Below are 12,437 nucleotides of genomic sequence, written 5' to 3'. Positions count from 1 at the left end.
CTTAAACACATGAAAAAATTATTTTTAATCTTAGTTGCAGGCGTATTTATGGCGAGTTGTGGCGACAAAAAGGAGGATAAAAAATCCGATGGTTTTGAAATGAACCGTACCAAAAAGGAAGATAAATCGGCAGCAAAGCAAGAAGGAGTTCCTGTAGATATGGACAATAAGGGTGTTGGCCCTATAAAGTCTGTAGATTTAGGTGCAGAAGTAGATAAAGAAATGGCTGCAACAGGCGAATCTATTTTTAGTTCTAAATGTGTTGCTTGCCATGCAACAGATATGCGTTTAATTGGTCCAGCTGTTAAGGGAGTATTGGACAGAAGAAGTCCGGAGTGGGTTATGAATATGATATTAAACCCTGATGGTATGCTAAAAGAAGATCCTATAGCTAAAGCTTTGTTTAAAGAATATAATAATGCTTTAATGACTAATCAAGGCTTAACAGAAGAAGAAGCAAGAGCTATAACGGAGTATTTCAGGACGTTATAAAATAAATCTTTAATTTTTTAAAACAGCGTTTTTCTAAACATAGATTAACGCTGTTTTTTTATTGTAAAATCTGTAACAAATGCCGGTTTATATGTTTGATTAAAGTATTTATTTCCCTAGATTTGGTTAAGAACATGAAGAATTTTTACCACATTAATGACTATGAAATACGTAAAATTACCGCATACTAATTTAGAGGTAAGCCAAATTTGCTTAGGCACAATGACTTGGGGCAGGCAAAACAATATTGACGACGCTTTTAAACAAATGAATTATGCTTTAGAACAAGGAGTTAATTTTTTTGATACTGCAGAATTATACCCTGTTCCGGCAAAAGCAGAGTTGTATGCAGAAACTGAAAAAATTATTGGTAAATGGTTTAAAGAAACAGGTAATAGGGATAATATAATTATTGCATCTAAAATTGCTGGTAAAGCAGATTTTACAAAGCATATTAGAACCACTGGTTTCCAAAAAGAAGCTCTAATAACTGCGGTAGAAAACAGTTTAAAACGTTTACAGACTGATGTTATAGATTTGTACCAGTTACATTGGCCAGAACGGCAAACAAATTACTTTGGGCAAAGAGGTTATGAGCATAAAATAAATGACTTTTGGGAAGATAATATTCACCAAGTATTAGATACTTTAGGCGATTTAGTAAATGACGGAAAAATTAAGCATATTGGCTTGTCTAATGAAACCCCTTGGGGAACTATGCGTTTTTTAGAGGAAAGTAAAGTGCACAGAAGATTGCCACGTATGTCTACCATACAAAATCCGTATAGTTTATTAAATAGGACTTTTGAGGTTGGTTTGGCAGAAATATCTATGAGAGAGGATATTGCGTTAATACCATATTCTCCTCTGGGTTTTGGGGTGTTAAGTGGTAAATACCTTGGAGGTTTACAACCTGCAAATGCAAGGGTAACTCTTTTTCCTAATTACAACAGATATAGTGGAGAAAATGCACAAAAGGCAACACAAATGTATTGTGATTTAGCCCGTGAGCATAGCTTGTCTTTACCGCAAATGGCATTGGCATACGTAAACTCTAGACCGTTTGTAAAAAGTACAATTATAGGAGCTACAAATTTAAAGCAACTAGAGGAAAATATTGGAAGCGTAAATGTAAAGTTAACAGATGAGGTTTTAGAAGGTATAGAGGCTATACATAAGCAAATACCTAACCCAGCTCCTTAATATTTAATAGACAAGTAAAATAGAAAAGAGGCTGTACATATTGTGCAGCCTCTTTTTTGTTTATAGAAGGATTAAAACTCCTAGATTAATATTGCTTGTTGATAAATTAAAATTAAAAGTGTTGCTTTCTCTTTTAGAGCTAGCTGAGTCAATATCATATTTATAAGAACTATAATTGTACCCAAGACTACCAATAGTAGCTTCTAATGCTATTTTATTACTTAAAAAATAGTTGAGGCCTGGTCTTAAGCCAATGAATAATCTTTTACTTGGATCTTCATAACTATCAGAATCTGAATATTTTTTCTTGTATAATGAATATCTACCTTCGGCCTGAAGAAATAAACTTAAGTTTTTGCCAGCTCCAAAGTTTTTTCTAATAAATGGGTTAATTATATATCCTAGGCTTTTATTTGTGTACTCTTCATCGTTATAATTATCTTCAGATTTATCAAAGTCTATTCCTATTCCAAGTCCAACTGTTAAGTCATTAGCTATAGTGTATCCAATTTTTGGTATAAAGCCGAATGAAAAACCCTTACTGTACGTGTTGTCGTCTTGATTGACTTCAAAGTTTTCAGTTTTGCTTGAGCCAATATTTAGGCTGCCACCAATACTCCAGGTGTCTTTTGGAATTACTCTTTTGATTTCAGTTTCTTGAGCAACACTTGTTCCGTAGATTGCTAAAAAGGTAATAAGTAATAATTTTTTCATCTTATTTTTTTAAGGATTAAGACTACTTATTATCAAGGTTTATACCACAATATAGGGTGAGAGTATTATTTAAAAGTTAAATAACTTAAGTTTTTTAATTAAACAAAACTCTCACAACATCTTCAATTTTTGAGACTAATTGTACTTTAATAACTGTATTTTTTAAGGTAATTTTATTATTTTTAGATACAAATATAGCTTTAAAACCAAGTTTTTCTGCTTCGGATATACGTTGGTCTACGCGTTGTATGGGTCTAATTTCTCCTGCTAGACCAACTTCAGCGGCAAAACATACACCTTTAGGAATTGTAATGTCTGAGTTGCTAGATAAAATTGCTGCAATTACAGCTAGGTCAATAGCTGGGTCATCTACAGAAATACCTCCGGTTATATTCAAAAAAACATCTTTGGCACCTAACATGAAACCGGCACGTTTTTCTAAAACAGCTAATAACATATTAAGTCTTTTTGCATTAAAACCTGTTGTAGATCTTTGTGGTGTTCCATATACGGCAGTGCTAACTAGTGCTTGTATTTCTATCATTAAAGGTCGCATACCTTCTATAGATGCAGAAATAGCTGTTCCGCTTAGTCCTTCATCATTTTTAGAGATTAAAATTTCGGAAGGATTGTTTACTTCGCGTAAGCCGCTACCCAGCATCTCATAAATTCCTAATTCTGCAGTAGAGCCAAATCTGTTTTTTAATGCACGTAAAATTCTGTAAACATAGTTTCTGTCGCCTTCAAACTGTAAAACAGTATCTACCATATGTTCTAAAATTTTTGGTCCGGCTATAGTACCATCCTTTGTAATATGACCAATTAAAATAACGGGAGTATTTGTTTCTTTGGCAAACTTTATAAGTTCTGCAGTACATTCTCTAATTTGAGAAATACTTCCTGCGGCAGACTCTATGTAGTCTGAGTGGAGTGTTTGTATAGAGTCTATAACTAAAATATCTGGTTCTATAGCTTCAACCTGTTTAAAAATATTTTGTGTTTTGGTTTCTGTAAGTATAAAGCAAGTTTCATTATCCGTGGTTATACGGTCTGCCCTCATTTTTATTTGTTTCTGACTTTCTTCGCCAGATACATACAGTGTTTTATAGGGTAATTTAAGTGAGATTTGTAATAGTAGTGTGCTTTTGCCTATTCCGGGTTCTCCACCCAAAAGTGTTAATGAGCCTGGAACCAAGCCTCCACCTAAAACCCTGTTAAATTCAAGATCATAGGTGTTTAGGCGTAATTCTTTTTCTGTACTAATTTCTTTAACGCGTAAAGGTTTTGTAGCAACCTTGGGTGTATTACTAGGTGTTTTCCAGCTACTTTTTTCCTCTTTTTGTATAACTTCTTCAACAATAGTGTTCCACTCTTTACAAGCGCCACATTGCCCTGCCCATTTAGCATATTGTGTACCGCAATTCTGACAAAAAAAAGCTGTTTTTGTTTTAGCCATTACCTAATTTGTTGGTTTAGGCCAAAGGTACTACAAAGTTTATAATTTTATTTTTAGCTTATAAACTAGTCTAAGGTATTAATAACCAAAGTCAGCCTTTAAAGCATCAATTTTTTCTAAAGCCATATCTTTGGTTAAAAAGTCAATTTCTTCCATTCCAAAGGCTTTTTCAAAAGTACGTAGCGCTTTCTTTGGTTCCCCAATCTCTTCAAAGTACTCTCCTTCAAAATAAAAACCTAGCATAGTATCTGGAAATTCTTTTTTACACAAATCAGATAATTCTTTTAAAGACTCTGGATCCTCTTTCTTTTTACTTGCCGAATAAATAGCCATAACATCATTAAGATCTACTCTTTTTGTAAAACCAAATGTTTCTTTAATAATAGTGTATTTGGTTTCTAAATATGCATAAGCAGGCTCTTCTGATGTTAAAATTTTAGTTTTATATTCTTTAGGGCTAATTGGTTTAAATATTTCAAAAATATCATCAAAAGCTTTTCCTAAACCATATGTAGCTATAGATGTGTGGTCTGTGTCGTACACATCAAAATAGTATTTAAAAGTTTCCTTTTCTATAGTTTTTAAAGATGTGTTAAGTTCTGCTAGCTCTTTAGCATTTCTATTTTTTTCTACAATTAAATGATAAAAAATTTGCTTGTCTATTGCTCCAATTCTATTGGCAACTCTAGATTCCATTTCTGGTGCTAAAGTTGGTGATATGCTTATGTATGAGCTAAAAAGTGGATTCTCTTTAAACAGATAAAAGTTTTCAAAGTTAGCTGTAATGTCATAACCTACAATCATTTTAAAAGGCGAAATGTTGTAAGTACTTTCTATATTAGGAACAACTTCCATCCCTAAAAATTCAAAAAAAGCTTTTCCTTCTTCTGTAGGTAAGCCATTGTCTTCACTAAAAGAACAGTCTTTTAGCCTGTTTTGCTGAGCTTGTTGGTGTATGCCTACAACTATAGCAGGTGGCATACCATGAAATCTGCTATAAAATTTTGCTTTGGCAACAACATCATCAAACAAATACTCTGCGTCTAATACAACAATTAGTGTGTGTTGGTCTTCTTCATTGTAATCTTCTGGAATATAGTAGCTAACATCTCTTTTTTGTTGAAGCTTAAAAGATTCAATAATTTCAGTTTTTACTTGTGCAAATGCATTTAACCCTATAAATAGGGCCAAGGTTAAGGTAATTTTTTTCATTTTTGGGTTTGTTCTTTAGTCTTAAAAAACTATTTGGTTCTTTTTAATAACGGCAATAGTAGAAAAGATATTGCCCCAAAAACAACAACTAGTAAAGTTTGTGAAATCCACATAATCCAACCAAAAGCATCACCAGATACACTACTAATACCAAATATAGTTAGGGCGCTGCTTACAACAATAGGGTAAAGTCCTATGCCGCCATTAGTGGCTGTCATAGCAAATGCACCAAAAATAAACGCTACTAATAATTGACTAACCGATAGGGATATGGTTTCTGGAACAGTATATTTTATAACCCAAAACATACCAATATAAACACTCCAAATAAACAATGTATGAAAAATAAATGCCCATTTATTTTTCATTTTAAAAATACTAGTAACTCCTTGTAAAAGCCCGTTTACAAAGTCTTTAATTTTTACTAAAAAGGGGTGTGTGGATTTTTTAATAACATAAAAGAAAGCTAAAGCTATAACAGCTGCGGACCCAAGTAGTAATAGTATTTTTGTAATATTAAAACCTTTTGATTTAAAGAAATCAATAATAATTTCAGTCTGTAAAAAAAAGGTAATAACAATAATTAAAAGTAACATTATAAGGTCTATAACCCGCTCTGTTACAATGGTTCCAAAACCTTTTTCAAACGGAACATCCTCGTAGGTAGTTAACGCAGTTGCACGTAAAATTTCTCCAGACCTAGGAATGCCTAAATTGGCAAAGTATGATGTTAAAATAATAAGTATGTTATTAACAATTTTTGGTTTGTAGCCAAGTGGTTCTAAAAGATAGTTCCATCTAATAGCTCTAGAAACGTGGCTTAAAACACCCATCAATAATGAGATACTAACCCAAAATAAATCGGCCTCCTTTATGTAATAAATTATTTGTTTTCTGTCTTCTTCAGAAGTAGAATTGTATGAATACCATATTAAAAACAGCCCAAAAGCAATTGGTAAAACTGTTTTTAATGTTTTTTTTAAGGAGGCGGTCAAGTATGTTAGTTTAATAAATTATTTTCTTCATTAGGGAATACTAAAGACGGGTTAAATTTTTTAGCCTCTTCAATATCCATACGTGCGTAGGTAATTAAAATAAGTATATCGCCAGCGGCAACTTTACGTGCAGCAGCTCCATTAAGTGTAATTTCTCCACTTTTTCTAGGTCCTGGTATTGCGTACGTTTCTAATCGTTCTCCGTTATTGTTGTTAACAATTTGTACTTTTTCTCCTCTAATAATATTAGCGGCATCCATTAAATCTTCATCAATAGTAATGCTACCAATATAGTTTAAGTCTGCACCGGTAACTTTTACACGGTGAATTTTAGATTTTACTACTTCTATCTGCATAATACAAAGGTAATTAATTTAAAGCTATATTGTCTATTAGTCTTATGTCATTAGCATAAACGGCAATAAAGGCTCTATATTTTTTATTTTTAGATTTTCTTTTTATTGTTTGTAAATTATCTGCATTGGTAATGGTAAAATATTCTAAGTCTAGCAGCTTGTTTTTATCAAATTGTGCAGTAACCCACTTACTTACTTGTAAAGCACTTTTTGTGCCAAATTTTATTTTAGCTTCTTTTAAAGTCTTATAAATAAAAGCTGCTTCATTACGTAGTTCTGTAGAAAGGCGTTCATTTCTAGAACTCATTGCTAGTCCGCTTTTTTCTCTTACTATAGGGCAACCAATTATGTTTACTGGTATTTTTTTAATGTCAACTAGCTTTTTTATAATTTGTAGTTGTTGGTAGTCTTTCTCTCCAAAATAGGCATTGTCTGGTTTGCCAATAGTTAATAATTTTTCAACAATTGTACCAACTCCGTCAAAATGACCGTCTCTAAACTCTCCTTCCATAACTTTTTCTAGTCCGCCAAAGTTATAGCTGTCAGATTTTATGTTACTGTTGTAAATTTCTTGTGCAGAAGGAGCAAAAACAACAATTTTGTCCGATGCTTCTTTTAAAAGGCTAATATCTTCTTGTAAGGTTTGAGGATATTTTTCTAAATCTTCGGCATTATTAAATTGTGTAGGATTTACAAAAATGCTTACAATTACGTAATTATTCTCTTTTAAGGCTTTTTTAACTAAAGAAATATGTCCGCTGTGCAAAGCGCCCATTGTTGGTACCATACCCACAGTTTCTTCTTTAGATACGGTAGAAAAATGATTTTTTAACTCTACTATTTTGTGAAAAATATGCATATATTTAATTTAAAACGACAGCAAACTTACTATAATTAGCGTTAATCTCTATAATTTTTGTAATTTTGCATCCTACGCTTTTTTGATAAATAAAAATCAGCTTCTATGAATGGTAAAAAGATATTGTTTGTATCTTCAGAATTAATGCCCTATCTCCCAGAGAATCAAGTTTCCCAAATGTCTTATGAAACACCACGTATGGTGAACAGTAAAGGCGGGCAAATAAGAATATTTATGCCGCGTTATGGCAATATAAATGAAAGAAGGCATCAGTTGCACGAAGTAATTCGTTTGTCTGGTATGAATTTAGTAATTAACGATATGGATATGCCGTTAATTATAAAGGTTGCTTCAATCCCTAAAGAACGTATTCAAGTTTATTTTATAGATAATGAAGAGTATTTTAAAAGGAAAGCAACTTTTACTGATGAAAATGGGACTTTATTTCCTGATAACGATGAAAGAGCTATCTTTTTTGCAAAGGGTGTTGTAGAAACCGTTAAAAAACTTAACTGGTCTCCAGATATTATTCATGTGCACGGTTGGATGGCTTCTTTAGTGCCATTGTATCTAAAAGAATTTTACGCTGATGAGCCATTATTTGCAGAAAGTAAAATTGTTACATCTGTCTACAATAAAGGTTTTGATGAAGAATTAGATAAGGACATAGTTAAAAAAATTGCCTTTGATCAGATTGCGGAGGATAAAGTTGATGTTTTATCAACGCCTAACTATAATAATTTGTTAAAAGTGGCTGTAGATTATTCAGATGCTGTTATTTTAGCCTCAGAGGAAGTGCCAGAAGAATTAACAGAGTATGTTGCTGGTCTTGAAAAACCTGTGTTGTCATACGTTCCTCTTCAGGAGTTTGAAGAAGCGTATACCAACTTTTACAACAATGAAGTTATAAAATAAGTTACATGAATTTTTACAAGAAGTTTGTTTATTCTGCGTTTGCAGGGTTTTTTATAATGTCTGCATTTGTTTCATGTGAAGACGAGCTAAATACAATTGGAGGCGAGGTAATCTCTGGCGAACCTTTTACTGCTAAAAAGGCTGTTTATGATGTTTTTGCATACAATAAAAAGGTAAAATCGGTACAAACAAATGGTTTGCCAATTTATCAGCTTGGGACGTTTAATGATCCAATTTATGGTAAAACAACCGCTTATGTAAATTCTCAGTTAAGACTTGCTGGTGGTGTTGGTAATCCTACTTTTGGTTTGTATAGTCAAGCTGTAGAAGATGAATCTGATACAGATGAGAGCGTAACAACAATTGAAGAGAATGAAACAGTAACTGGGGTTACTTTATTTATTCCTTTTTTAACAAAATCAGATTCATTAAGAGATACTGATGGTGATGGTGTAGATAATGAATTTGATGATGAGCCAGAGGATCCGTCTAACGATACAGATGGAGACGGGCTTACCAATGCAGAAGAAGTTGCTTTAGGTACAAATCCTCAAGATGCAGATACAGATAATGATGGTACTAATGATGGTGATGAGGAAGATATTATTGAAGGTGCTTATGCAAGACAGTACCAAGTAGATAGTATTTATGGTAGTGTTAATGTTCCTTTTAACTTTAAGGTAGAGCGTTCTACATATTTTCTTAGAGATGTAGATCCAACGCAAAACTTTGAAGAAAGACAAATTTATTATTCAGATTTTGAATTTTCTCCTAATTTTATAGGTGAAACGCTTTATGATGGTGTCGCAAATTTTACAGATACAGAAACAGTAACTTACTATGAAGTTGATGATCCTGATACAGATGAAGATGAAATAGGAACGGTGAAGAGAAGATTGGCTCCGGGTATAATTGTTGATATGCAAGATGTTATTCCGTTTTTTCAAGAAAATATTTTAGATAAAGAAGGTCAAGCGGAGTTGCTGAGTCAAACTAATTTTCAAGAGTTTATCAGGGGTTTATATTTTACTGCATCTGGTGGTGAAGGTGATCTTATGATGCTGTTGAATTTTGATGCGGCTAAAATTTATGTAGATTATTTATTTGATAGGGTAGACACTAATGATACTGCAGATGATACGTCTGATGATACCATTATTAAGGAAGAGTCTACGTATATTTTAGATATAAACGCAGCTTCAGGTAATACAGTTAACTCTTTTGTTAATGATGAATACCCGGTGGATATTGCAAATAAAATGGATACGGGAGAGAATTCAGATCGTATTTATTTAAAAGGTGGTGCGGGTTCTTTTGCTGAAATTAAATTGTTTGATGAGGAAAATGGTAGAGATGCTATTACAGAAATTAAAAATAATAATTGGATTATTAACGAGGCAAATTTAGTTTTTTATATAGATAGAGAAACGTTAGATGCCGCAAGTGTTGGTGGTAATAGTGTTGTAGAACCTCCTAGACTGTATTTGTATAATGCAGAGGATAATACATCAATATATACTTATCCGTTAAGTAGTACAGATGTAGAAAATGGACCATTAAGTTTATTAGCGTTAACTGGTTATGACGGTATAATAGAAACTTCTAGTGATGGTAAAGGTATTAAATATACAATTAGAATTACAGAGTATATAAACAATTTGGTTGTTCGCGATGCGGAGAATGTTACATTAGGGTTATCTTTAACTTCAGATATAAGATTTAGTGTAAATGCACAGGCAATGTTAGAAGATGGCGAAGGGCAAATTCCACTTTTATCTGTTGTAAATCCATTAGGAACCGTATTGTATGGTAGTAATATAGACGATGAAGATAAAAAACTTAAGCTTGAAGTTTTTTATACAGAGACTAACTAAAAGCCAGTCAACTTATACCTTTTGTAGTATTTTTAGGTGATTACAACTGTAAAGTGCTTTTAGTTTTTACATTTATATATAGATTTGCCTCAAACATTAACTATAATAATTAATAACTAATACATTATGTGTGGAATTGTAGGGTATATAGGTCATAGAGAGGCTTATCCCATTATTATAAAAGGATTAGAGCGTTTAGAGTATAGAGGATATGATAGTGCAGGAGTTGCATTATTTGATGGAGATAAAATAAATTTAGCTAAAACTAAAGGTAAAGTATCTGATTTAAAAAAGAAGTCAGAGGATACAATATCTACTAAAGGTTCAATTGGTATTGGTCACACTAGGTGGGCAACTCACGGTGTTCCTAATGATGTTAACTCACATCCACATTATTCTAATTCTGGTGAGTTGGTAATTATTCACAACGGAATTATAGAAAACTACGAGTCTATAAAAACGGAATTAATCAAAAGAGGGTATACTTTTGAATCAGATACTGATACAGAGGTTTTAATCAATCTTATAGAGGAAGTTCAGAAAAAAGAAAATGTTAAGTTGGGTAAAGCAGTTCAGTTAGCCTTAAACGAGGTTGTTGGCGCTTACGCTATAGCTGTTTTTGATATTAAAAAACCGGATGAAATTGTAGTGGCTAAATTAGGTAGTCCATTAGCAATTGGTATGGGAGATAATGAATTCTTTGTGGCTTCAGATGCATCTCCTTTTATCGAGTTTACAAATAATGCTGTTTATCTAGAAGATGAGGAAATGGCTATTATTAGACTTGGTAAAGAAATTAAGTTAAGAAAAATTAAGAATGATGCTGTTGCATATCCAAATATTTTGGAATTGCAAATGAATTTAGAGGAGATAGAAAAAGGTGGTTATGATCACTTTATGCTAAAGGAGATTTATGAGCAGCCAAGAGCTATTTTGGATACCTATAGAGGTAGATTGTTAGCAGATCAAAAGCTAATAAAAATGGCTGGTATAGATGAGCATTTAGATAAGTTTGTAAATGCAAATCGTATAATTATTGTTGCATGTGGTACATCATGGCACGCAGGTCTTGTAGCAGAATATATTTTTGAAGATTTAGCTCGTATTCCAGTAGAGGTGGAATATGCGTCTGAATTTAGGTATAGAAATCCCGTTATTACAGATAAAGATGTTTTAATTGCAATTTCTCAATCTGGTGAAACGGCAGATACATTAGCAGCTATTAAGTTAGCTAAAGAAAACGGAGCATTTGTTTTTGGTGTTTGTAACGTGGTTGGTTCTTCTATTGCTAGGGAAACTAACGCTGGTGCTTATACGCACGCTGGACCAGAAATTGGAGTTGCTTCAACTAAGGCTTTTACTACTCAAATAACAGTGTTAAGCTTAATTGCGTTAAAATTAGCTCAAGAAAAAGGGAGTTTAACAGATGAACAGTTTACAAACTTTTTAACAGAGTTAGAATATATACCAACAAAAGTAGAGGTAGCTCTACAATCTAATGATGCTATAGAGCAAATAGCCGAGGTGTATAAAGATTCGCCTAATTGCTTGTATTTGGGTAGAGGTTATAATTTCCCTGTTGCTTTAGAGGGGGCATTAAAGCTAAAAGAAATTAGTTATATCCATGCAGAGGGATATCCAGCTGCTGAGATGAAACATGGACCAATTGCTTTAATTGATGAATCTATGCCGGTAATTGTAATTGCAACTAATAAGGGGCATTATGAAAAAGTGGTAAGTAATATTCAAGAAATTAAATCAAGAAAGGGTAAAATCATTGCGGTTGTGACCGAGGGTGATGTACAGGTTAAAGAGTTGGCGGATCATGTAATAGAGGTGCCAGAAACCTTAGAGGCTCTTACACCGCTGCTCACTACTATTCCTTTGCAATTGTTGTCTTACCATATAGCCTTAATGAGAGGTTGTAATGTGGATCAGCCACGTAATTTAGCAAAGTCAGTTACTGTAGAGTAATTTAAACTATAAATTATTTTTAAAAGCTTAGAGTGTAAACTCTAGGCTTTTTTGTTTTGTATGTAGGCTTTGTAGGTTTTAGGAGGGATTAATTCTGATTTATGTTAACGTAAACGTAAATCCTTTAGTCTAACAATCGCCTTTTTAGGGGTAGAGTAATGTTGTTTTAGGCTAGTTTTTAATGATAAGCTTAGGTTTGGTAAAAAATAGGTTAAAAGTATTTTGTTTTAAGTGCCTGAAAAATAGCGTGGTAAAGCTTGTTTTAAAAATACTTTTAAAAAAGATGTAAAAAAGGCTTGTGGTGTTCAAAAATGGGAGTATATTTGCAGCCGCTAACGGACAAACGAGCAGTTAAAAAGTTAGCAAAGTTCATTGATTAGGTTGTAA

11 protein-coding genes are annotated in these 12,437 nt (G+C 32.8%); 5 read left to right on the top strand and 6 right to left on the bottom strand.

The annotated features are described in order from the left end of the window. Positions 1–9 precede the first annotated feature (9 nt). Positions 10–492, top strand: a complete 483-nt coding sequence (locus BFJ87_RS12225) for a c-type cytochrome (RefSeq protein WP_077404901.1) — start codon at positions 10–12, stop codon at positions 490–492. A 162-nt stretch (positions 493–654) separates the two neighbouring features. Then, on the top strand, positions 655–1,695 hold the full coding sequence (locus tag BFJ87_RS12220; protein ID WP_171974509.1) for an aldo/keto reductase: 1,041 nt from the start codon (positions 655–657) through the stop codon (positions 1,693–1,695). 60 nt (positions 1,696–1,755) lie between these two features. On the opposite strand, the gene BFJ87_RS12215 is transcribed toward BFJ87_RS12220, so the two are convergent. The 6 genes from BFJ87_RS12215 to panC all read right to left on the bottom strand — a co-directional run bounded on the left by BFJ87_RS12215 (position 1,756) and on the right by panC (position 7,287). Further along, positions 1,756–2,409, bottom strand: coding sequence for a porin family protein (locus tag BFJ87_RS12215; RefSeq protein WP_077404894.1), 654 nt, complete (start codon positions 2,407–2,409; stop codon positions 1,756–1,758). A 94-nt stretch (positions 2,410–2,503) separates the two neighbouring features. Beyond that, on the bottom strand, positions 2,504–3,865 hold the full coding sequence (radA, locus tag BFJ87_RS12210; protein WP_077404891.1) for a DNA repair protein RadA: 1,362 nt from the start codon (positions 3,863–3,865) through the stop codon (positions 2,504–2,506). A 78-nt stretch (positions 3,866–3,943) separates the two neighbouring features. After that, positions 3,944–5,077, bottom strand: a complete 1,134-nt coding sequence (locus tag BFJ87_RS12205) for an alpha/beta hydrolase (protein WP_077404888.1) — start codon at positions 5,075–5,077, stop codon at positions 3,944–3,946. Positions 5,078–5,106: 29 nt separating this feature from the next. Then, a complete protein-coding gene (locus BFJ87_RS12200) occupies positions 5,107–6,072 on the bottom strand; it encodes a lysylphosphatidylglycerol synthase transmembrane domain-containing protein (protein WP_077404885.1) in 966 nt (321 codons plus the stop codon). Between the two features lie 5 nt (positions 6,073–6,077). Further along, positions 6,078–6,428, bottom strand: a complete 351-nt coding sequence (panD, locus tag BFJ87_RS12195) for an aspartate 1-decarboxylase (RefSeq protein ID WP_013620629.1) — start codon at positions 6,426–6,428, stop codon at positions 6,078–6,080. A 13-nt stretch (positions 6,429–6,441) separates the two neighbouring features. After that, complete coding sequence (gene panC / locus BFJ87_RS12190; RefSeq protein WP_077404882.1) at positions 6,442–7,287, bottom strand: pantoate--beta-alanine ligase; 846 nt, start codon at positions 7,285–7,287, stop codon at positions 6,442–6,444. A 105-nt stretch (positions 7,288–7,392) separates the two neighbouring features. On the opposite strand from panC, the gene BFJ87_RS12185 reads away from it, so the two are divergent. The 3 genes from BFJ87_RS12185 (at position 7,393) to glmS (ending at position 12,050) form a co-directional block, all read left to right on the top strand. After that, a complete protein-coding gene (locus tag BFJ87_RS12185; RefSeq protein WP_077404879.1) occupies positions 7,393–8,202 on the top strand; it encodes a glycogen/starch synthase in 810 nt (269 codons plus the stop codon). Positions 8,203–8,207: 5 nt separating this feature from the next. After that, the gene (locus BFJ87_RS12180) at positions 8,208–10,076 is read left to right on the top strand and encodes a DUF4270 domain-containing protein (protein WP_077404876.1); all 1,869 of its coding nucleotides are present in this window, start codon (positions 8,208–8,210) and stop codon (positions 10,074–10,076) included. Between the two features lie 126 nt (positions 10,077–10,202). Beyond that, positions 10,203–12,050 carry a glutamine--fructose-6-phosphate transaminase (isomerizing) gene (glmS, locus tag BFJ87_RS12175; RefSeq protein WP_077404873.1) on the top strand — a complete coding sequence of 616 codons (1,848 nt, stop codon included), beginning with the start codon at positions 10,203–10,205 and terminating at the stop codon, positions 12,048–12,050. Positions 12,051–12,437 lie beyond the last annotated feature (387 nt).

Source organism: Cellulophaga omnivescoria, from assembly GCF_001999725.1.
GTDB classification, from domain to species: domain Bacteria; phylum Bacteroidota; class Bacteroidia; order Flavobacteriales; family Flavobacteriaceae; genus Cellulophaga; species Cellulophaga omnivescoria.
Note: the sequence above shows the minus strand (reverse complement) of the source record. Positions and strands in the feature narration are given on the sequence as shown.

What these genes read in the sequence shown, in the direction of transcription:
- panC (WP_077404882.1), bottom strand. Translation starts at nt 7,287, where the DNA reads ATGCATATTTTTCACAAAATAGTAGAGTTAAAAAATCATTTTTCTACC.
- BFJ87_RS12185 (WP_077404879.1), top strand. Translation starts at nt 7,393, where the DNA reads ATGAATGGTAAAAAGATATTGTTTGTATCTTCAGAATTAATGCCCTAT.
- BFJ87_RS12225 (WP_077404901.1), top strand. Translation starts at nt 10, where the DNA reads ATGAAAAAATTATTTTTAATCTTAGTTGCAGGCGTATTTATGGCGAGT.
- glmS (WP_077404873.1), top strand. Translation starts at nt 10,203, where the DNA reads ATGTGTGGAATTGTAGGGTATATAGGTCATAGAGAGGCTTATCCCATT.
- BFJ87_RS12180 (WP_077404876.1), top strand. Translation starts at nt 8,208, where the DNA reads ATGAATTTTTACAAGAAGTTTGTTTATTCTGCGTTTGCAGGGTTTTTT.
- BFJ87_RS12220 (WP_171974509.1), top strand. Translation starts at nt 655, where the DNA reads ATGAAATACGTAAAATTACCGCATACTAATTTAGAGGTAAGCCAAATT.
- panD (WP_013620629.1), bottom strand. Translation starts at nt 6,428, where the DNA reads ATGCAGATAGAAGTAGTAAAATCTAAAATTCACCGTGTAAAAGTTACC.
- radA (WP_077404891.1), bottom strand. Translation starts at nt 3,865, where the DNA reads ATGGCTAAAACAAAAACAGCTTTTTTTTGTCAGAATTGCGGTACACAA.
- BFJ87_RS12215 (WP_077404894.1), bottom strand. Translation starts at nt 2,409, where the DNA reads ATGAAAAAATTATTACTTATTACCTTTTTAGCAATCTACGGAACAAGT.
- BFJ87_RS12205 (WP_077404888.1), bottom strand. Translation starts at nt 5,077, where the DNA reads ATGAAAAAAATTACCTTAACCTTGGCCCTATTTATAGGGTTAAATGCA.